The organism is Salarchaeum japonicum, assembly GCF_049705945.1.
Classification (GTDB): Archaea; Halobacteriota; Halobacteria; order Halobacteriales; family Halobacteriaceae; genus Salarchaeum; species Salarchaeum japonicum_A.
Map to the genome: position 1 here is coordinate 1,928,637 of NZ_JBNAMV010000004.1, position 18,147 is coordinate 1,946,783.

Consider the following 18,147-nt stretch of genomic DNA (forward strand, 5'->3'; position numbering starts at 1 on the left):
GCGGGACTCCGCGCCAGCGCAACCTACATACTTCCACGGTCCCGAAATCCGGACATGAGCGAGCAGCCGCACGTGGAGATATACACGAAGACGGACTGTCCCTACTGCGAGAAGGCGATGGATCTCTTCGACGCGAAGGGCGTGGAGTACGTGACGTACAACGTCACCGACGACCCCGAGCGGTTCGCGGAGATGACGGAGCGCGCGAACGGCCGGGAGACCGCTCCCGAGGTGTTCATCGACGACGAACTCATCGGTGGCTGGGACGACACGCACGCACTCGACCAGACCGGGGAACTCGACGAGAAACTCGGCATCGCGGACGACGCCGGCGACGACGTGGAGGAACACCGGAAGCTCATCATCACGGGCACGGGTATCGCGGCGCTGACCGCGGCGATTTACGCGGCGCGCTCGAACAACGACCCGCTCCTGTTCGAGGGCGACGAGCCGGGCGGTCAGCTCACCCTCACCACCGAGGTCGAGAACTATCCCGGATTCCCCGAGGGCATCTCGGGGCCGGACCTCATCAACAACATGAAGGAGCAGGCGCAGCGCTTCGGCGCTGACCTGGAACACGGCGTCGTCGAGGACGTGGACGACTCCGAGCGGCCGTTCCGCATCGAACTCGCGAACGGCGACGCGTACACCGCTGACTCCGTCATCGCGGCGTCGGGCGCGAGCGCGCGAACGCTCGGCATCCCGGGCGAGGACGAACTGATGGGGTACGGCGTCTCCACCTGTGCGACCTGCGACGGCGCGTTCTTCCGCGGCGAGGACATGGTCGTCGTCGGCGGCGGCGACGCGGCCGCGGAGGAAGCCGCGTTCCTCACGAAGTTCGCGGACACCGTGTACCTCGTGCACCGCCGCGACGAACTCCGCGCGGAGGACTACTGGGAGGAACGCATCGAGGAACACGTCGAGAACGGCGACATGGAAGTCCTCTGGAACACGGAAGCCACCGAAGTCCACGGCACGCCCGAGGACGGCGTCGAGTCTGTGAGTCTCGTCCGCAACCCCGACGGCCATCCCTCGGAGAAACTGGACGACCCCGAGACGGAGGCGTTCGACCTCGACGTCGGCGCGTTCTTCGTCGCCATCGGCCACACGCCGAACACGGACTACCTCGAAGGCACCGGCGTAGACCTGGACGACGAGGGCTACATTCGCACGCAGGACGGGTCCGGGGGCGGGCAGACCGCGACCGGCGTCCCCGGCCTGTTCGGCGCGGGCGACGTGGTGGACTACCACTACCAGCAGGCGGTGACGGCGGCCGGAATGGGCTGTAAGGCCGCGCTCGACTGCGACGCGTGGCTCGAAACCCAGGGCGACCTCGCGGAGTCCGAGCCGGCGAGCGGGGAAGCGCCCGCGGACGACTGAGACCACCGAACTGTTTATTTTCCCGCAGTCCGCAACGGTTGATTAATGGCTCCCGCCGACCCTCAGGATCTGATTCGGCGGAGTGACACGTTCACGCTCGCGGAGTTCCACGAGATGGTGGACGACGCGGAGACGATTCTCGAACTCCAGCAGACCGCGCGCATCGACCGCGTGCGCACCATCCGCCTCCTGAAAGCGTGCGGCCGGTACGACGAGTTCGACCGCGGCCCCGTGAAACGCTTCCGCGAACCGCAGGACTCGTAGTACTGGACGTACTCGTCCGAGTATGGATTCCGTTTCCTTCACCATCGAGGGTCCTGACGGTAGCGACGACGTAGAACTCCCCGCCGGTCTCATCGACCTCCTGAGCGAGGAAGAAGACGAGTCGTCGGCGCAGGTCGTCGGCGACATCGCCGTGATGGCGTTCACGTCCCGCGCGCACGCCATCGCCCACCACTCCGACGGCGAACCGAGCGAGGAAATCGAAGCGCTCGAATCCGAGATGCTCGACGCCTTCGAGGATCGCTTCGGCATGACGTACGGCGACGCGACCGGCCACCAGCACTAGAACTGCTGAGCGTACGACGACGGCACCGTCGGCACGATCGGCGTGCGCGACGTGACCTCGAACAGTCCTTTCTTCACGGCACCCATCGCGTACTGGCGAACGCTCCGATGAATGGGAGTACGGCGGCCGCGGACGCCCGTCGACCCCGTTCGGATGGCGTCGACCACGTCGCTCGCCGCCACCTCGCGCTTCGCGGACGCGTCCACGTCGAGCTCGGTGTACGCGCGCCCGACGTTCATCACGTGGTGCGCGTCGCTCGACCCGATACGCGGATACTCGCGGTTGCGGGCGTACCGGCGTGCGCGGCGGTTCCGATAGCCCGTGAACAGCATCGAGTTGTACACTTCGACGGCGTCCACCGCGGTGTCCTCGAGATAGCGCTTGCGGACGCCGTGTCGGCTTCGCTGGAACGGATGCGGGACGACGGCCGCACCCCCCAGCTCGCGGATTGCTTCGGCGGTGTCGACGAAGGACTCGCCCTTCGGCGGGCGCTCGGTGACGCCGATGGCGAGCAGGTGGCCGTGCCGCGTCGACACCTCCACGCCCGGAATCCCGACGAGCCCGTAGTCGGACGCGAGGCGCGCGGCGCGCAGGGACTCCTCGATGGTGTCGTGGTCGGTGACGACGATGGCGTCCAGGCCGATGTCGCTCGCGTGTTCGAGCAGGAGTTCCACGGGCTCGTGGCCGTCGTACGACCCGTCTGAGTGCACGTGCGGGTCGACGCGGAGCGTGACGCGGTCGTCCATTTTCCTCTCGTACGTTCCGCTCATTGAAATGCGTACAGGCTAGCCAATGTCCGTGCCCACCGCTCGCACGGCGCTCGCGTGCGTGCCACCCAACTACTCCGTGGCGTCCCGTCCGAGCACGTCGTAGGTGAGGAGGACGCCGTCGTCCAGTCGTTCTACCTCTTCGAGGTCGAGGCGGGGGACGTTCTCGGTGAATCCCTCGCCGTCGACGAGCGTTGGGGCGTCGCGGCCGCCGATAACGAGGGACCCGACGAAGACGGAGAGCGCGTCCACGAGGTCGTCCGCGAACAGGGAGAAGAGGAGTTCGCCGCCGCCCTCGACCATCACGCGCGAGACGCCCTCTGATTCGAGTTTCGCGAACGCGCTCGGGAGGTCGACGCGGTCCTCCCCTGCGACGACGCACTGCGCGCCCGCGCGCTCCAGTTCGCGAACCCGGGATTGGGGCGCGTTCTCCGAGACGAGCACGTAGGTGTCGGCGTCCGGACCGAGGACGCTCGCGTCGGTCGGCGTGCGGGCCTGCGAGTCCGCGACGACGCGCGCCGGCTGCCCGGACTCACCGCGGTCCTCGCGGTCGGCGACGAGGTCGCCGCTCTTCAGCGTGAGCGAGGGGTCGTCCGCGAGCACCGTGCCGACGCCGACCATCACCGCGTCGAAGTCAGCGCGCAGTTCGTCCACGCGCTCGAAGTCCTCCGCGCCGCTTATCGCGAACTGCGTGCGCTCCCGCGTGGAGAGTTTTCCGTCGGCGCTCGTCGCGGCGTTCACGCGGACGTGCATACGCCGGGATTGCGACGGACGGGAGAAACGGATTTCGGTCCGCGAACGCTTTTTATCCGCGCCGTTCGAACCGTCGAGTGATGACTCTCGACGACCATGCCGAGGATCTCGCCTCCGACCTCGGTGTTGACAAACAGGAGGTCAAGCAAGGACTCGAAAACTTAGTCGAGTACAGCGTTCCCGTCGAGGAGGCGAAGCAGAGCCTCCGACGCAAGTACGGCGGCGGTGGCGGCAGCGAGAACACCGGGCCGTCCGCGGCGGACATCGCCGACGTCGACACGGACAGCGGGAGCGTCACCGTGACCGCCGTCGTCCTCACCGTCGGCACGCGCTCGATTCGCTACCAGGGCGACGACCACACGATTCTGGAGGGCGAACTCGCCGACGAATCCGGGACGATATCCTACACCGCGTGGGAGGAGTTCGACCTTGAACCCGGACACACTGTCACCATCGGGAACGCGAGCGTCCGCGAGTACGAGGGCCGCCCCGAACTCAACTTCGGGGAGTCCTCCACCGTCGAACAGGCCGACGAGGACCTCGACGTGCCGTACGAGGTCGGCGGCGACCGCGACCTCGCGGAACTGCGCGCGGGCGACCGCGGACGGACCGTCGAAGTGCAGGTCGTGGACGTCGAGACGCGAACCATCGACGGCCGCGACGGCGAGACAGAAATCCTCTCCGGCGTGCTCGGCGACGAGTCCGCGCGCCTCCCGTTCACGGACTGGAACCCCCACGACGAACTCGCGGAGGGCGCGTCCGTCCGCATCGAGGACGTGTACGTCCGCGAGTTCCGGGGCGTCCCGTCCGTGAACGTCTCCGAGTTCTCCACGGTCACCGAACTCGCGGAACCGATCGAACTCGGCGGCCCGACCCGGATGGAACTCCGGGACGCCGTCGGACGCGGCGGCGCGTACGACGTGGAACTCCAGGGGAACGTCCTCGAAGTCCGGGACGGCAGCGGCCTCATCCAGCGCTGTCCCGAGTGCGGGCGCGTCACCCAGAAGGGCCAGTGCCGCCAGCACGGCGAGGTCGACGGCGAGGACGACCTCCGCGTGAAGGCCATCCTCGACGACGGCACCGCAACGGTCACGGCGATTCTCGGCCGCGACATCACCGAACAGGTGTACGGCGGCGGCCTCGAAGACGCCCGCCAGCAGGCGCGGGACGCGATGGACCAGGAAGTCGTCGCGGACACCATCCGGGAGGAACTGGTCGGCGGCGAGTACGTCGTGCGCGGCCACCTCTCCGTGGACGAGTACGGCGCGAACCTCGAAGCGACCGCGTTCCGCCCCGCTGACGACGACCCGGCCGAGCGTGCCGAAGCTTTCCTCGCGGAGGTGGACGCATGAGTTCGAATTCGAGCCCCGACGACCGCCCGAGCCGCGAGGTCGCGTGGCGGGTGTTCGCGGCGGAGTTCGACGACGCGGACTACAGCTACGCGGAGTCCGACGAGGAGCGCGCGCCGAACTACGTCGTCACGCCGACGGGAGCGCGCGTGAACCGGCTGTTCGTTGTCGGCGTGCTCACCGAAGTGGAGCAGGTGAGTGACGATGTACTTCGTGCGCGCATCGTCGACCCAACGGGCGCGTTCGTCGTGTACGCCGGGCAGTACCAACCGGACGCGCTCGCGTCCCTCGAACGCCTCGACGCGCCCGCGTTCGTCGCCATCACGGGGAAGGCGCGGACGTTCGAACCGGACGACGCGGACACCGTCTACACGTCCGTCCGCCCCGAATCCATCAGCGAGGTGGATGCGGACACGCGCGACCGCTGGGTCGTCCGCACCGCCGAACAGACCACCGAACGCGTCGGCGTGCTGGCGGACGCGCTCGGCCGCGAGGAACGCGGAAGCGACCTCCGAGACGCGCTCGCGGACACCGGCGTCCGCCCCGACCTCGCCGCGGGCGTTCCGCTCGCTATCGACCACTACGGCACCACCGAAACCTACCTCGACGACCTCCGCACGGTCGCCCGGCAGGCCGCTGAAGTCGTCGCCGGCGACCGCGACGAAGTGGACGCCACCACGCCCGCTCCCGACGCTGGCGGCGCGGTCGACGCCGACCTGTCCGCCGACCTCGACATCGAGGCGGAGCAGACGGACGAAACCGGCGCGGAGAGCGAACCGGCTGAGGAACCAGAGAGCAAGTCGGAGAGCGAATCTGAGAGCGAACCGGCTGAGGAACCAGAGAGCAAGTCGGAGAGCGAATCTGAGAGCGAACCGACCACAGAATCGGAAACCACCGAACCCGAAGCAGAACCGGAAGCTGGCAGCGAACCGGAATCCGACGCGGAGTCGGCTGTCGACTCCGAGCCGGCTTCCGAACCCGAAACGGAGTCCGAGCCGGAGCCCGACTCCGAAGAGCTGTCCGCGGTCGAGGCGGAGCCGGACGCCGCGGACGCCGGCGACGTGGGAACAACAGAGGAACTCGCGGAGTCCACCGCGCCCGAGCCCGAGGCCGTCGAACCCGAATCCGCGGAGTCGGAGAGTCTCGGGGACTTCGAGTCGACGGACGAGATGTACGAGTTCGACGAGGAGGAGCGCGAGGAGATCGAGGAAGAGTTCGATATGGACTTCTCTAGCGGCGACGACATCCCCGAAGCCGGTGAAGCCGGTATCGAACCCGAGACGGACGAGGAGCTGGACGACGCCGACGACGAGTCGCTCGACGCCGACGACGAGTCGCTCGACGCCGACGACGAGTGGGAGGAAGAGACTGCCGAGGACGAGAACGTCTTCGAGGGCGACTTGGAGGACTTCGTCGTCGACACGATGGACGACCTCGACGGCGGGGACGGCGTCGACCGCGACGAGGTGATTCGGACGGTCGTCGAAGCCACGGACGCGGACTCCGGTGATGTCGAGGACGCCATCCAGAGCGCGCTGATGAGCGGGCGGTGCTACGAGTCCGGGGAGGACACGCTCAAGGCCATCTGATGGCGCGCGTCGAACCCGTCCCGGACGCGCCCGCGGCGGTCGCGAACCTCGACGGGGAGTCGGCGCTCGTGGTCGCGGACTACCACGCGGGCATCGAGCGGGCGCTCCGCCGCGAGGGCCTCGAAGTCGATTCGCAGGCGAGTACGCGCCGCGAGCGCGTGCTGTCGCTCGTCGTGCGGACGGGCGTCGACCGCGTGGTGTTCCTCGGCGACCTCGGCCACCAGATCGGGACGCCGGAGGGCGCGGAGCGCGAGGAACTCGAAACGCTCGTTCGGGAATGCCCGGTGCCGGTGACGCTCGTCCGCGGAAACCACGACGGCAATATCGACGACGTGCTCGATGTCGACGTGACGCCGGGCGAGGGAGCGCGGTTCGGCGACGTTGGGTTCGTTCACGGCCATACGTGGCCGTCCCGGAACGTGCTGGACGCGGACGTGGTCTGCATGGGACACGAGCATCCAGCCGTTCGGCTGGAGGACGAGGTCGGCGGGTCGCGGGTGGAGCGCGCGTGGCTTCGCGGCGCGCTCGACGCCGGCGCGTTCCGCGAGCACTTCGGCGAGCGCGTGGCGACGGACGCGGAGCTCGTGGTGTGTCCGGCGTTCAACGACCTCTGTGGTGGGACGTGGGTGAACGTGGAGGGCCAGGGGTTTCTCGCGCCATTCCTCCCCGAGGCGTTGCCGTCCGCGGACGCCTATCTCCTCGACGGCACGCGTCTCGGTGACTATCGCTACCTGTAGGGCGTGCGGCCGACGCGTCCGCGTCCGCGGACCGTGCGTCGCCAGTACCCGAGTGGGTGTCGTCCCGCGCCGGGACGGCGCCGAGCCGGTGGCCCACGGCGATTCCTAGAACACGCCGAGTCTGGCCGCGGCTTCGTATTTACACTCTCTCCGGCGGCAGCAGGTCTTCGAAGGGTTGGTCGTCGAGCCACGTGGCGAGCTGACAGAGTTCGTCGAGCGCCGCGTCGAACAGTTCTTCGCCCTTCTCGGCGGTGGCGTCGGTCTGGTCGCCGAACACGCCGTTCTCGCTGTTCTCGACGGCGTCGTAGAACGTTCGCGCACCGTGCTTGACGGTGTCGAGGTCGGCGAGCGATTCGACGCCGCCTTCGTGGGCGTCCGCGAGTCGGTCGTCGTGCACGAGGTCTTCGTGGAGGTACTGGATGAGCGCGGTCTCCTTCGGACCGCCGTGCGGGCCGTTCTGCTCGAAGGCGTCGTCGACGAGGTCGGGGATGGAGTTGTCCCACATCCACTCGACCGCGTACGCGTCCTCCGAATCCCGGACGCGCCGCCCGACCTCGCGGAGGTGCTGGACGTTCCCGCCGTGCGCGTTCACGAACACGACCTTCCGGATGCCGTGGTAGGAGAGGTTTCGCGTGAACGATTCGACGTACTGGCGGAACGCGGGCGCGTCCACCCACATCGTCCCGGGGAACTGGCGGTGGTGGGGGCTGACCCCGATGTTTACCGTGGGCGTGCAGAGGAATCCGGTTCGGTCGGCGGCGCGGCGCGCGAACGCCTCCGCGATGAGGTGGTCGGTGCCCTCCGGCAGGTGGGGGCCGTGTTGTTCCGTGGAGCCGAGCGGGACGAACGCGACCGCGCCGTCGAGTTCGCCCTGGAGGTCCGGCCAGGCTTCGTCTGCGAGGTACATACCGGTTCCTCGGCCGCCCGCCCCAAGTAGCCAGCGGGTGCGGGATGATAGCACGCTCACGGTGTGCTTATCCGGCCGCCGACCCCAGTACGTGTATGAGCGATGCGGGCGTCGTCGATGCGTTCAGCCGGCTCTCCGCGCCGGTTCGGGACGCGCTCTCCGAACGCGGGTTCAGTACGCCGACGGAGCCACAGCAGCGTGCGATTCCACCGCTCGTCGCGGGACACGACGGTCTCGTCATCGCGCCGACGGGCACGGGAAAGACGGAGACCGCAATGTTGCCGGTGCTGTCGGCTATCGCCGACTCCGACCCACGGTTCGGCATCAGCGCGCTGTACGTCACGCCGCTGCGCGCGCTGAACCGGGACATGCGCGAACGACTCGACTGGTGGGGCGAGGAGTTGGGCATCGAGGTGGACGTTCGGCACGGGGACACGACACAGTATCAGCGCACGCAGCAGGCGAACGACCCGCCGGACGTGCTGGTGACGACGCCGGAGACGCTGCAGGCGATGCTGACGGGCGAGAAACTGCGGCGCGCGCTCTCCGACGTGCATCACGTCGTCGTGGACGAGGTGCACGAACTCGCGGGCGCGAAGCGCGGCGCACAGCTCACCATCGGCCTCGAGCGCCTCCGCGAGCTCGCGGGCGACTTCCAGCGAATCGGGCTGTCGGCGACGGTCGGCGACCCGCGGGAGGTCGCGAACTTCCTCACGGGGGGTCGCGAGTGCGACATCGTGGAGGTGGACGTGGCGTCGAAGGTGGAGTTCTCGGTGCGCGAACCTCGCGTTCGGGAGTCGGACGAGCGGCTGTCGAACGAACTCCTGACGAGTCCCGACATCGCGAGTCACGTGCGCGCCATCCGCGAAATCGTGGACGAGCACGACTCGACGTTGGTGTTCGTGAACACGCGTCAGACGGCGGAGGCGCTCGGGTCGCGGTTCAAGGAACTCGGCGCGAACATCGGCGTCCACCACGGCAGCCTCTCGAAGGAAGCCCGTATCGAGGTCGAAGACCAGTTCAAGGCCGGAGAGCTGGACGGCCTCCTCTGCACGAGTTCGATGGAACTCGGTATCGACGTGGGCCGCATCGACCACGTCGTCCAGTACTCCAGTCCGCGCGAGGTCGCGCGCCTCCTCCAGCGCGTCGGCCGCGCCGGCCACCGCCGCGACGAGGTCTCGCACGGCACCATCATCACCGGACATCCGGACGACACGCTCGAAGCGCTCGCCATCGCCCGCCGCGCCGCGGAGGGCGACGTGGAGGAAACCCCCATCCACCACGGCAGCCTCGACACCGTCGCGAACCAGATTGTGGGGCTGCTGATGGATTTCGGCGAACTCAAAGCCTACCGCGCGTACCAAATCGTCACCCGCGCGTACCCGTTCCGCCACCTCGACGAGGAGACGTTCACGGACGTGATAGAGGAACTCAGCCGGAACCGCGTGCTGTGGTTGGACGAGGACGCGGACACCATCGAGAAGTCCGGGGGGACGTGGCAGTACTACTACGCGAACCTCTCGATGATACCCGACGAGGAGACGTACGACGTGTACGACGTGGCCTCGGGGAGGCAGGTCGGGACGCTCGACGAGCGGTTCGTCGTGAACTTCGCGGAACCCGGCGCGTCGTTCATCCAGCGCGGCGAGATGTGGCGCATCGCGGAGGTGGACGAGGAGGAGGGCCGCGTGGAAGTCAGTCCAATCGAGGACCCCTCCGGCGAGGTGCCGTCGTGGACGGGTTCGGAGATTCCGGTACCGTACGACGTGGCCCAGGAGGTCGGGGAGATTCGGGGCGTCGTCGGTCCGCAGTTCGAATCCGGTGCGAGCGTGGAGTCCGTGGCTCGCACGCTCACGGAGCGCTACCCGACGGACGCCTACACGGCCGAACAGGCACTCGACCCAATCGAACGCACGGTGGACGCGGACGCGCCGGTGCCGACCGACGACCGCGTGGTCGTGGAGTCACAGGGCCGCGACATCGTGGTGAACGCCGCGTTCGGCCACCGGACGAACGAGACGCTCGGCCGACTGCTCTCCGCGCTGCTCGGCCAGCGAACCGGGTCCTCAGTCGGCCTCGATGTCGGTCCGTACCGTATTTCGCTCGAAGTGCCGCAGGGAATCCGCGCGAGCGACGTGCTCGACGTGCTGGAGGAGACCGACCCCGACCACATCCGGACGCTGCTCGAACTCTCCCTCAAGAAGTCGGACGCGCTCAAATTCACGCTGAGTCACGTCGCGGCGAAGTTCGGCGCGCTCAAACGCTGGAAAGGACGGGATGGCGTCGGATTGAACCGCGTGATGGCCGCCTTGGAGGACACGCCGGTGTACGACGAGTCGATGCGCGAGGTGTTCCACACCGACCTCGACGTGGAGCGCGCGCGGGCCGTGCTCTCGCGGCTTCAGTCGGGCGACCTCGACCTCGTCGTGCACGGCCGCCGCACCGCCATCGGCGTCGGCGGGCGGTCGTCGGGCCAGGAACTCCTCACGCCGGAGAACGCGGACACGAGCGTCATCAACACCGTGAAGGACCGAATCGAGGACGACCGCGTCCGCCTGTTCTGCGTGCACTGCCAGGACTGGGAGCACGAGACGAAAGTCTCCCGCGTCCAGAACCAGCCGGAGTGTCCGCGCTGCGGGTCGACGATGATAGCCGCGCTGAGTCCGTGGGCGGACGACGCCGTGAAAGCCGTGCGAGCCGAGGAGAAGGACGCAGAACAGGAAAAACGAACCGAGCGCGTGTATCGGAACGCGAGCCTCGTGCAGGGTCACGGCACGAAGGCGGTGAAGGCGCTCGTCGCGCGCGGGGTCGGCCCGCAGAACGCCGCACGCATCATCAACAACCACCGGGAGAACGAGGCGGAGTTCTATCGGGACATCCTCGAACGCGAACGCGAGTACGCCCGGACGAAGGCGTTCTGGGACTAGAGGTCGCGGTAGCTCGCTTCCACGCCCTCCGAACCCATCGACTCGAACGTCTCGTCCAGTTCCTCGCGGAGCGCCTCGACTTCGCGCGTGAGTTCCTGGTACTCCTCGTTCTCGTCGAGTTCGCCCCGGGAGAGTTCGGTTTCGAGCGTGGACTGTTTCTCCACGAGCGCGAAGAACCGCTGGGAGCGCGAGTCGAACGTCGCGCGCGACAACAGGTCTTCGACGACCTCACGGAGGTCTTCGCCCGTGACGGGTTTCGTGAGGTAGGTGTCGAACCCCATCTCGATGATGTCCACGTCGGGTTCGACGCCGGTCACCATCGCGACCCGGCAGTCGTAGCCTTCCGCCCGCATTCGTTCGAGCGCCTCGTCGCCGCGCATGTTCGGCATCTCGCGGTCGAGCAACACCACGTCCACCGACGAGTCCATCATCGCGAGCGCTTCCTCGCCGTCCACCGCGGTGAGCACGGTGTATTCGTCGGGGAGCCAGAGCGAGTACGCCTCGGTGACGCGCTCCTCGTCGTCCACCGCGAGCACGACCGGGTCGCCGTCGGCGTCGGTCATTCGAGCGCGGGGGCGCGGAATTCGAAGCGAGCGCCTCCCTCCTCGCTGTCGGTTATCTCGACGGTCCAGCCGTGCGCGTCCGCGATCGACTTCACGATGTTCAGGCCGAACCCGGTGCCGTCCTCCGAGTCCGTGTAGCCGTACTCGAAGACGTCCTCGCGTTTCTCCGCGGGAATCCCGGGGCCGTCGTCCGCGACGAAGAAGCCGTTTCCGTCGGGGAGTTCGCCGACGCGGACGTACACGTCCTCGCCGGCGTGCCGCACGGCGTTCCCGAAGAGGTTCTCGAACACCGTCCGCATGCGCTCGGGGTCGGCGTCGACGTGGTTCGGGTCGTCGACCTCGAGCGTCGCCGCGTCCGTCCCCGCGGTCCGCCACGCGTCACGCGCGACCGGTTCGAGCGCGAGGTGTTCGGTCGCGCCGATGGACCGCCCTTCCTTCGTGAGCGTGAGCACGTCGTCGATGAGCGCGCCCATCCGCTCGTGAACCTCCTCGACTTCCTCCAAGTACTCCGCGTCGCCCTCGCCGTGCGCTTTCGCGAGCGACAACCGGGCCTGCGCGGCGTTCAGCGGGTCGCGGAGGTCGTGGCTGACGATGCTCGCGAACTTCTCCAGTTGCTCGTTCTTCCGTTCGAGCCGGCGTTCGCGCTCGATGCGCTCGGAGATGTCGCGGATGATACCGGAGAACACGCGGCGGTCCTCGTAGGGGTGTTCCTCGAACGTCACCGAGAGATGGACCTCGTGGCCGTCCTTGTGCTGGCCGGGAATCTCGATGTCGTTCCAGTTCATCGTCCGGTCGCCGGACTCGACGTACTCGCCGAGCGCGTTGTAGTGGGCTTGCTGGAGGCGGTCCGGCATCACTTTCGTCAGGTCGCTCCCGATGAGTTCGCCGGGTTCGTAGCCGAACACCCGCTCGACGCTCTGGTTCGTGTACAGGATGGTCGAGGACTCGTCGATGGTGATGATGGCGTCCGAGCCGTTCTCGACGAGCGTCTCGAAGAAGTCCTCGCCGTAAATCATGTGGTCGTAGTCGGTGTCGTCTCCCGCGTTCACGGCGGCCTCACCGCCGTCCGCGCTTGAATGGTCTGATGCGTCCATGAGCGGGCTGTCCGTTGCATACAGACACTCGACTCGGCCCTATGAACGTGACGGCCTCCGGTCGAGCGCGTCCAGCTCGGCGAACAGGCGCTCGCGGAGGTCGTTCGCGGAAGTCGCGACTTCGTCCGCGTCGGACGTGTCCATCTCGCCGGCTTCGTCGGCCGCGTACGCGATGACGTGCGCACCAGCGCGGGCGGCGGCGCGGATGCCGTTCTCGGAGTCCTCCACGACGACGGACTCGGCGGCGGTGACGCCGAGGCGGTCCATCGTCACCTCGTAAATGTCGGGTTCGGGCTTCCCCGGGATGTCGAGGTCGGCCGCGGACACCACCACGTCGAACCGCCCGTGGAGGTCGAAGCGGTCGAACGCCAGCTCCACCCAGTTCGGGTAGGAGGACGTGCAGACGGCGAGCGGAACTCCGTACTCGTCGAGGTCGTCGAGGAGGTCGTGGAAGCCGGCCATTAGGTCGGCGTGGTCGCTGTAGACGGCTTCCGCGTGGTCGTCGTAGAAGTCGAAGTATTCGTCCGCGGAGTCCACGGTGAGTTCGTATCCCTCCTCGCGCAGCAGCTCGTACTGGTCGTGGACGTTGATGCCGATGAGGTCCGTCGGTTCGAGGTCGTCGCCGTCCACGACGAGTTCGTCGAGCACCTGTTCGATGACGCCCTTCCAGTAGCGCTCGGTGTCCACGATGACGCCGTCCATGTCGAAGATGACCGCGGCCATGTCTCGGGGTACGGCCGGCCGGCGGAAAACACGCACGGCGCCTGCCATGCGGGCTGGCGACGTGTGAAAACCGTTAAGCGATAGCAGTGACGAAATCGGGGCATGAGGCTGCCCTCCCCCGGGACTGGCGGGACCGTTCGAACGGTCGCCGCAGTCCTTGCCGTTGCGATGCTCGTCTCGACCGCTGGCTGCGCCGGACTCCTCTCGGACGACGGTGGGAGTGCGAGCGACGCCGCGAAGCTGGATAGCGTCCCCGCGAACGTCGACTCGGTCGCGTTCGTCGACATCGGAGGGATGCTCGAGGACGACGCGCTGCGCGGCATCGCGGACACGTACTTCGCGGAACTGAACGCGTCGTCGCCGTACTACTCCGGGCCGGCGTCCATTTCGGAGGCTATCGCTGACGCCGAGAACGACACGGGCCTGTCGGCGACCCAGTTCGAGACCGTGACGTCGTTCTCGAACGCGAGCGAGCAGGTCGACGCGGAGTCCGGGTCGTTCAACGGCGCGCTCGTCACGTCATCACTCTCGAAGACCGAACTTGAGTCCGCGCTCACGAACCAGACCGGCATGACGTTCGCGACCGAGACGTACGGGAACGCGACGCTCTGGGTGCCCGAGTCCGAGTTCGCGAGCGGGAACGTCGTCGGCTGGCTCGGTGACGGCACGTTCGTCACCGGCACCGAATCCGCCGTGAAAGCAGTCGTCGACGTTCGCGCCGGCGACGCGCCCGCTCTGAGCGGCGACCTCCGGGAGACGTTCGCCGACACCCGCTCGGGCTACGTGAAGTTCGCGATGAACGTCCCCCAGCAGAACCTCGACACCGGCCCGTACGCCTCCGAGACGCAGTTCGCCACCGAGACCCTGAACGCCGTGCAGGCCGTCTCCGGCGCGCTCTACACCGAGGAAACGGACATCGGTGGCGTCACCAACGTCGTGACGAACACGAGCAGTTCCGCGACGAACATCATGCAGGTCATGCAGGGCGCGATATCGGCGTACGAACTCGCGTCCGAGGAGGCCGCCGCGGAGACCGTCGACAAGATCGAGGTGACGAGCGAGGGAACGACCGTCACCGTCTCCTACGAGAACGCCGCGTCCAACATCGAGGACGCGATAGCGAGCGCGTACAACGAGTCGGGCGGTTCGTCCGAGTCCACGACCGCGACCAGCTCGGCCGAGGCCACGACAACGAGCGACTCGTCCGAGTCTACGACCGCGACCGCGTAGATGGCTCTCCCGCCGCTCCTCCGGAAGGAACTCCGCTGGGGCTGGCGGAAGAAACTCCCGCTTCTCGTTCTGTTCGTTCTCGTCCCCGCGCTCTTCGTGTACGGCACGCTCGCGTTCGAACACGTCCTCCCGAAGTCCGTGCAGGTCGCGGTCGCGCCCGCGGGACCGGGCGCGACGCAGGACGACCTCTCGGTAGTTCGCGCGGCGGTGGCGCTGTTCAGCGACCCGATACTCTACGAGTCCCGCGACGCGGCGATGCACGCGCTCTCCCGGGAGCGCGTGTACGCGGTCATCACCGCGCCCGCGAACCTCACCGCCGGCGCAGGGGCGGCGACCGTCGATATCTTCGTCTCCGGGAGCATCGTCCCCTACCAGGAACCCGCGACGGTTCTCGCGAGCGTCGCGGACCGCGGGCTCTCCTCGCTCCTCGACCGCCCCGTCTCCACGACGTACACCGTCGTCGGGCGCGAATGGACGCTCTCGGCGTACCTCCTGCCGACGTTCCTCTTCGTGCTCGTGTTGCTCGTCGCGTTCGCCTACCTCCCGTACAACCTCGCGTCCGAGGAGGCCGCTATCGACCGCCTCCGCCTCGAATCCTCGCTCTATCGGGTCGTCGCGGCGAAACTCGGCGCGTTCACCGCCCTGCTCGTTCTCCCCATCGCGGTGTTCGACCTCGCGAGCGGCTACCTCGGCACGCCCGTCGCGTTCCTGCGGCCGAGCGTCCTCGCCGTGTACGCGCTCTGCTTCCTCGCCGCGGGCACGCTCGCCGCCGCCGTCACGGTCGCGCTCCGCTTCTCCGCGTGGGGCCGGCTCGCGAACCTCGCCGTCCTCCTCTTCTGCCTCGCGTTCTCCGGTCTGGCGTACCCCCGCGGGTTCTTCTCCGTCGCGCGCCGCGACTTCATCACCGCCCTTCCGACCTATCACGCGATGGTCGCCGCGCGCGGATTCACGCTCCGAGGCCAACCGCTCACCGCCTACGCGGACACGCTCCTCTTGCTCTGCGGGACGCTCGCCGTCTGTTGCGCCCTGTTCGCGGGAAGCGTCCGGTACTACGAACGAGGTGCCTGAGATGCGCGTCCGGAACCTCACCAAACGCTACGGGGACGTGGTCGCCGTGGACGACGTGACGCTCGACTTCACGCCGGGCGTCCACTGCTTCGCCGGTCCGAACGGCAGCGGGAAGACTACTCTACTACGATGTCTCGCGGGCCTCACTCGCCCCACGTCGGGCGTCGTCGAGGACGTGGGCGACGTGAATTACGCGTTCCAGACGCCGAGCGTCTATCACGACCTCATCGTCGCGGACAACCTCGCCGTCTTCTCAGGGTTCGCGTCCGAACCGCCCGCGTGGCGCGCAAAACTGGCGGACCGCCTCGGCCTCGAACCGATGTGGGACCGACCGGCGAGCGCGCTCTCGGACGGCTACCGCAAGCGCCTCGACCTCGCGCTCGCGCTCCTCGACCGCCCCGACGTACTCGTGCTCGACGAACCGCTCGCGGACCTCGACCCCGCGACCCGGGACGCCATCGTCAACACCGTCGAATCGTACGCGGGCGACGACCGGTACGTGCTCGTGTCCACGCACAACCTCGACCGGTTCGCCGGCCTCGCGGACCGCCTCACCGTCATGTCGCTCGGCCGCGTAATCGCTGACGAACCCCGCGGGGAGTGGGAGGACCCCGAGGCGGCGTACGAGCGAGCGCTCCGCGCGCACCGGTCGGGGTAACGGTTTTGAGGGTAGCGGGCGGAACCACGAGTATGGTCGAAGAGACGATGCGCGACGACATGACGTGGTACGCCTGCGAGAAATGCGGGCTGATGTTCGACGACCCGGACGACGCCGCACAGCACGAGGAGAACTGCGACGCGGAGGACCCCTCCTACCTCCAGTAGTCAGGCGAACTCGTAGCTGTACTCGCTCAGCTCGTCCTCTTCGAACACGAACACGCGCCCGCCCGCCGCCTCCGGGTCCGCGTCAACTTCGATGGCGTACCCGTCCCGACGCACCGTCACGCCCGGGAACACCGTGGCCTCCTCGTCCGCGTCGAGGAGGACGCGCCCGACCCCGGTCTCTTCGAGAATCTCGTCGCTCGTCATCCGGTCATTCACGTACGTCAGTGCGCCCTCCGTCCCGTCCGGCTCGGTGACGAGGACGTGGACTGACCGCCCTGGCTGCGCGCGCAACGTACCTTCGACTTTCTCGGGAACCCCGTGGTAGAACGTGCGGCGGCCGTCCGCGTACTCCACCGCGATACCGTCCTCCGCGAGCTCCACGTCCAGCGTGTCGGGAGCCACGTCGCTGCGTCCGCTCATAGGTGTGCTGGACGCCGCGCCGGGAAAAGGCCCGCGGGTCGAGGGTTTGACGCCACCGCCACCTTGAAGCGTCGACTCGCCCACTCTCAGGTATGGACGGCTGCGCCGAAGCGCCCGCCGCGGGCACCGTACTCAACGCGCTCGCCACCGGCCGCGGGTCCGCGTTCGCCATCGACCTCACCGTCACCGCCGAGGTCGCGCTCGACCCCGACCGCGATACCGTGGCCGGCTCGGTCGCGGAGGACGCAGACGCCGATACCGCACTCGTCGAGCGCTGCGTCGAACTCGCCTGCGAGACGTATGGGGACGCCGACGCGGACTACGGCGGCGTCGTGGAGACGACGAGCGAGATACCGATGGCGTCCGGACTGAAGAGTTCGAGCGCCGCCGCGAACGCCACCGTGCTCGCGACGCTCTCCGCGCTCAGCGTCGCCGACGACGTGCCGCTCAAAGACGCCGCGTTGCTCGGCGTCCGGGCGGCCCGCGAGACGGGCGTGACGGTGACGGGCGCGTTCGACGACGCGAGCGCGAGCATGCTCGGCGGCCTCACCGTCACGAACAACGAACGCGACGCCCTGCTCGCGCGCGACGACGTGGACTGGGACGTGCTCGTCTGGACGCCCCCGGAGCGCGCGTACAGCGCGGACGCCGACGCCGACCGCTGCACGCGCATCGCGCCCGTCGCCGAACTCGTGGAGGAACTCGCGCTCGCCGGCCGCTACGAGACCGCGATGACCGTCAACGGCTTCGCCTTTTGCGCCGCGCTCGACCAACCCACCGGGCCCGCCGTCGACGCCCTCCCGCTCGCGGACGGCGTCGGCCTCTCCGGCACCGGCCCCAGCCACGTCGCAGTCGGCACACACGACGCACTCACCGAAGTACAAGAACTATGGAACGAGAGACCCGGAACGACACTCCTGACGACGACACGAACGACCGGCGGCCGCGTACTGACGACATGACCCTCGACGAACTCCGCGAGGAAATCGAGGACATCGACCACGACCTCGTCGAACTCATCGCGCGCCGCACCTACGTCGCGGACAGCGTCGCCCAAGTCAAAGAAGACCAAGGCCTCGCCACCACCGACGAAGAGCAAGAGGACGCCGTCATGGAACGCGCCGGCCGCTACGCCGACACCTACGACGTCGACGAGAACATGGTGAAAGCCATCTTCCGACTCCTCATCGAACTGAACAAGATAGAACAGCGCGAGAAACGCTAGGATGTCACTGCGGGCCTGAATC

Annotated in this window: 20 protein-coding genes; 13 read left to right on the forward strand and 7 right to left on the reverse strand. The window is 68.0% G+C overall.

The window, feature by feature from the left end:
• The first annotated feature begins 54 nt into the window (after positions 1-54).
• Genes ACOZ4O_RS12295 through ACOZ4O_RS12305 form a run of 3 tightly spaced genes read left to right on the forward strand, consistent with a single transcriptional unit; the run spans position 55 to position 1,948 of the window.
• Positions 55-1,380, forward strand: coding sequence for an FAD-dependent oxidoreductase (locus tag ACOZ4O_RS12295; protein WP_424525636.1), 1,326 nt, complete (start codon positions 55-57; stop codon positions 1,378-1,380).
• Between the two features lie 45 nt (positions 1,381-1,425).
• Entirely contained in the window at positions 1,426-1,644 is a 219-nt protein-coding gene (locus ACOZ4O_RS12300; RefSeq protein WP_424525638.1) for a hypothetical protein, read from the forward strand.
• A 22-nt stretch (positions 1,645-1,666) separates the two neighbouring features.
• The gene (locus ACOZ4O_RS12305) at positions 1,667-1,948 is read left to right on the forward strand and encodes a DUF7545 family protein (RefSeq protein ID WP_424525640.1); all 282 of its coding nucleotides are present in this window, start codon (positions 1,667-1,669) and stop codon (positions 1,946-1,948) included.
• Here the strand turns inward: ACOZ4O_RS12305 and ACOZ4O_RS12310 are convergent.
• Positions 1,945-2,694: a CehA/McbA family metallohydrolase gene (locus ACOZ4O_RS12310; protein WP_424525642.1), complete on the reverse strand. Its 750-nt coding sequence runs from the start codon at positions 2,692-2,694 to the stop codon at positions 1,945-1,947. The two genes, ACOZ4O_RS12305 and ACOZ4O_RS12310, sit on opposite strands and share 4 nt — an antisense overlap.
• A gap of 93 nt (positions 2,695-2,787) precedes the next feature.
• A complete protein-coding gene (locus ACOZ4O_RS12315) occupies positions 2,788-3,468 on the reverse strand; it encodes a 2,5-diamino-6-(ribosylamino)-4(3H)-pyrimidinone 5'-phosphate reductase (RefSeq protein WP_424525644.1) in 681 nt (226 codons plus the stop codon).
• Between the two features lie 80 nt (positions 3,469-3,548).
• Between ACOZ4O_RS12315 and ACOZ4O_RS12320 the strand changes: the two genes are divergently transcribed.
• Genes ACOZ4O_RS12320 through ACOZ4O_RS12330 form a run of 3 tightly spaced genes read left to right on the forward strand, consistent with a single transcriptional unit; the run spans position 3,549 to position 7,143 of the window.
• Entirely contained in the window at positions 3,549-4,820 is a 1,272-nt protein-coding gene (locus ACOZ4O_RS12320) for a Single-stranded DNA binding protein (protein ID WP_424525646.1), read from the forward strand.
• Positions 4,817-6,406: an RPA family protein gene (locus ACOZ4O_RS12325; RefSeq protein ID WP_424525648.1), complete on the forward strand. Its 1,590-nt coding sequence runs from the start codon at positions 4,817-4,819 to the stop codon at positions 6,404-6,406. Before ACOZ4O_RS12320 ends, ACOZ4O_RS12325 begins: the two co-directional genes overlap by 4 nt.
• Positions 6,406-7,143 carry a metallophosphoesterase gene (locus ACOZ4O_RS12330; protein ID WP_424525650.1) on the forward strand — a complete coding sequence of 246 codons (738 nt, stop codon included), beginning with the start codon at positions 6,406-6,408 and terminating at the stop codon, positions 7,141-7,143. The genes ACOZ4O_RS12325 and ACOZ4O_RS12330 overlap by 1 nt, the downstream gene beginning before the upstream one ends.
• 139 nt (positions 7,144-7,282) lie before the next feature.
• Here ACOZ4O_RS12330 and ACOZ4O_RS12335 read toward each other — a convergent pair whose 3' ends face one another.
• Entirely contained in the window at positions 7,283-8,050 is a 768-nt protein-coding gene (locus ACOZ4O_RS12335) for a creatininase family protein (RefSeq protein ID WP_424525652.1), read from the reverse strand.
• A gap of 95 nt (positions 8,051-8,145) precedes the next feature.
• Here ACOZ4O_RS12335 and ACOZ4O_RS12340 point away from each other — a divergent pair, with 95 nt between their 5' ends.
• Positions 8,146-10,977 carry a DEAD/DEAH box helicase gene (locus ACOZ4O_RS12340; protein ID WP_424525654.1) on the forward strand — a complete coding sequence of 944 codons (2,832 nt, stop codon included), beginning with the start codon at positions 8,146-8,148 and terminating at the stop codon, positions 10,975-10,977.
• Here ACOZ4O_RS12340 and ACOZ4O_RS12345 read toward each other — a convergent pair.
• From ACOZ4O_RS12345 to ACOZ4O_RS12355, 3 genes are read right to left on the reverse strand one after another with little or no spacing between them, the layout of a single operon-like run.
• Positions 10,974-11,540 (reverse strand): response regulator, encoded by a 567-nt coding sequence (locus ACOZ4O_RS12345; protein ID WP_424525656.1) that lies wholly within the window; start codon positions 11,538-11,540, stop codon positions 10,974-10,976. The two genes, ACOZ4O_RS12340 and ACOZ4O_RS12345, sit on opposite strands and share 4 nt — an antisense overlap.
• Positions 11,537-12,634: a PAS domain-containing sensor histidine kinase gene (locus ACOZ4O_RS12350; protein WP_424525658.1), complete on the reverse strand. Its 1,098-nt coding sequence runs from the start codon at positions 12,632-12,634 to the stop codon at positions 11,537-11,539. The genes ACOZ4O_RS12345 and ACOZ4O_RS12350 overlap by 4 nt, the downstream gene beginning before the upstream one ends.
• A gap of 39 nt (positions 12,635-12,673) precedes the next feature.
• Positions 12,674-13,357 (reverse strand): HAD family hydrolase, encoded by a 684-nt coding sequence (locus tag ACOZ4O_RS12355; protein ID WP_424525660.1) that lies wholly within the window; start codon positions 13,355-13,357, stop codon positions 12,674-12,676.
• A gap of 102 nt (positions 13,358-13,459) precedes the next feature.
• Here ACOZ4O_RS12355 and ACOZ4O_RS12360 point away from each other — a divergent pair, with 102 nt between their 5' ends.
• Genes ACOZ4O_RS12360 through ACOZ4O_RS12375 form a run of 4 tightly spaced genes read left to right on the forward strand, consistent with a single transcriptional unit; the run spans position 13,460 to position 16,480 of the window.
• Positions 13,460-14,587 carry a hypothetical protein gene (locus ACOZ4O_RS12360; RefSeq protein ID WP_424525662.1) on the forward strand — a complete coding sequence of 376 codons (1,128 nt, stop codon included), beginning with the start codon at positions 13,460-13,462 and terminating at the stop codon, positions 14,585-14,587.
• Entirely contained in the window at positions 14,588-15,655 is a 1,068-nt protein-coding gene (locus ACOZ4O_RS12365) for an ABC transporter (RefSeq protein WP_424525664.1), read from the forward strand.
• A gap of 1 nt (position 15,656) precedes the next feature.
• Positions 15,657-16,313: an ATP-binding cassette domain-containing protein gene (locus tag ACOZ4O_RS12370; RefSeq protein ID WP_424525666.1), complete on the forward strand. Its 657-nt coding sequence runs from the start codon at positions 15,657-15,659 to the stop codon at positions 16,311-16,313.
• 32 nt (positions 16,314-16,345) lie between these two features.
• On the forward strand, positions 16,346-16,480 hold the full coding sequence (locus ACOZ4O_RS12375; RefSeq protein ID WP_424525668.1) for a DUF7128 family protein: 135 nt from the start codon (positions 16,346-16,348) through the stop codon (positions 16,478-16,480).
• Here ACOZ4O_RS12375 and ACOZ4O_RS12380 read toward each other — a convergent pair whose 3' ends face one another.
• On the reverse strand, positions 16,481-16,900 hold the full coding sequence (locus ACOZ4O_RS12380; RefSeq protein WP_424525670.1) for a DUF5796 family protein: 420 nt from the start codon (positions 16,898-16,900) through the stop codon (positions 16,481-16,483).
• A gap of 92 nt (positions 16,901-16,992) precedes the next feature.
• Between ACOZ4O_RS12380 and ACOZ4O_RS12385 the strand changes: the two genes are divergently transcribed.
• The gene (locus tag ACOZ4O_RS12385) at positions 16,993-17,862 is read left to right on the forward strand and encodes a shikimate kinase (RefSeq protein ID WP_424525672.1); all 870 of its coding nucleotides are present in this window, start codon (positions 16,993-16,995) and stop codon (positions 17,860-17,862) included.
• A complete protein-coding gene (locus tag ACOZ4O_RS12390) occupies positions 17,790-18,125 on the forward strand; it encodes a chorismate mutase (RefSeq protein WP_424525674.1) in 336 nt (111 codons plus the stop codon). Before ACOZ4O_RS12385 ends, ACOZ4O_RS12390 begins: the two co-directional genes overlap by 73 nt.
• Positions 18,126-18,147 lie beyond the last annotated feature (22 nt).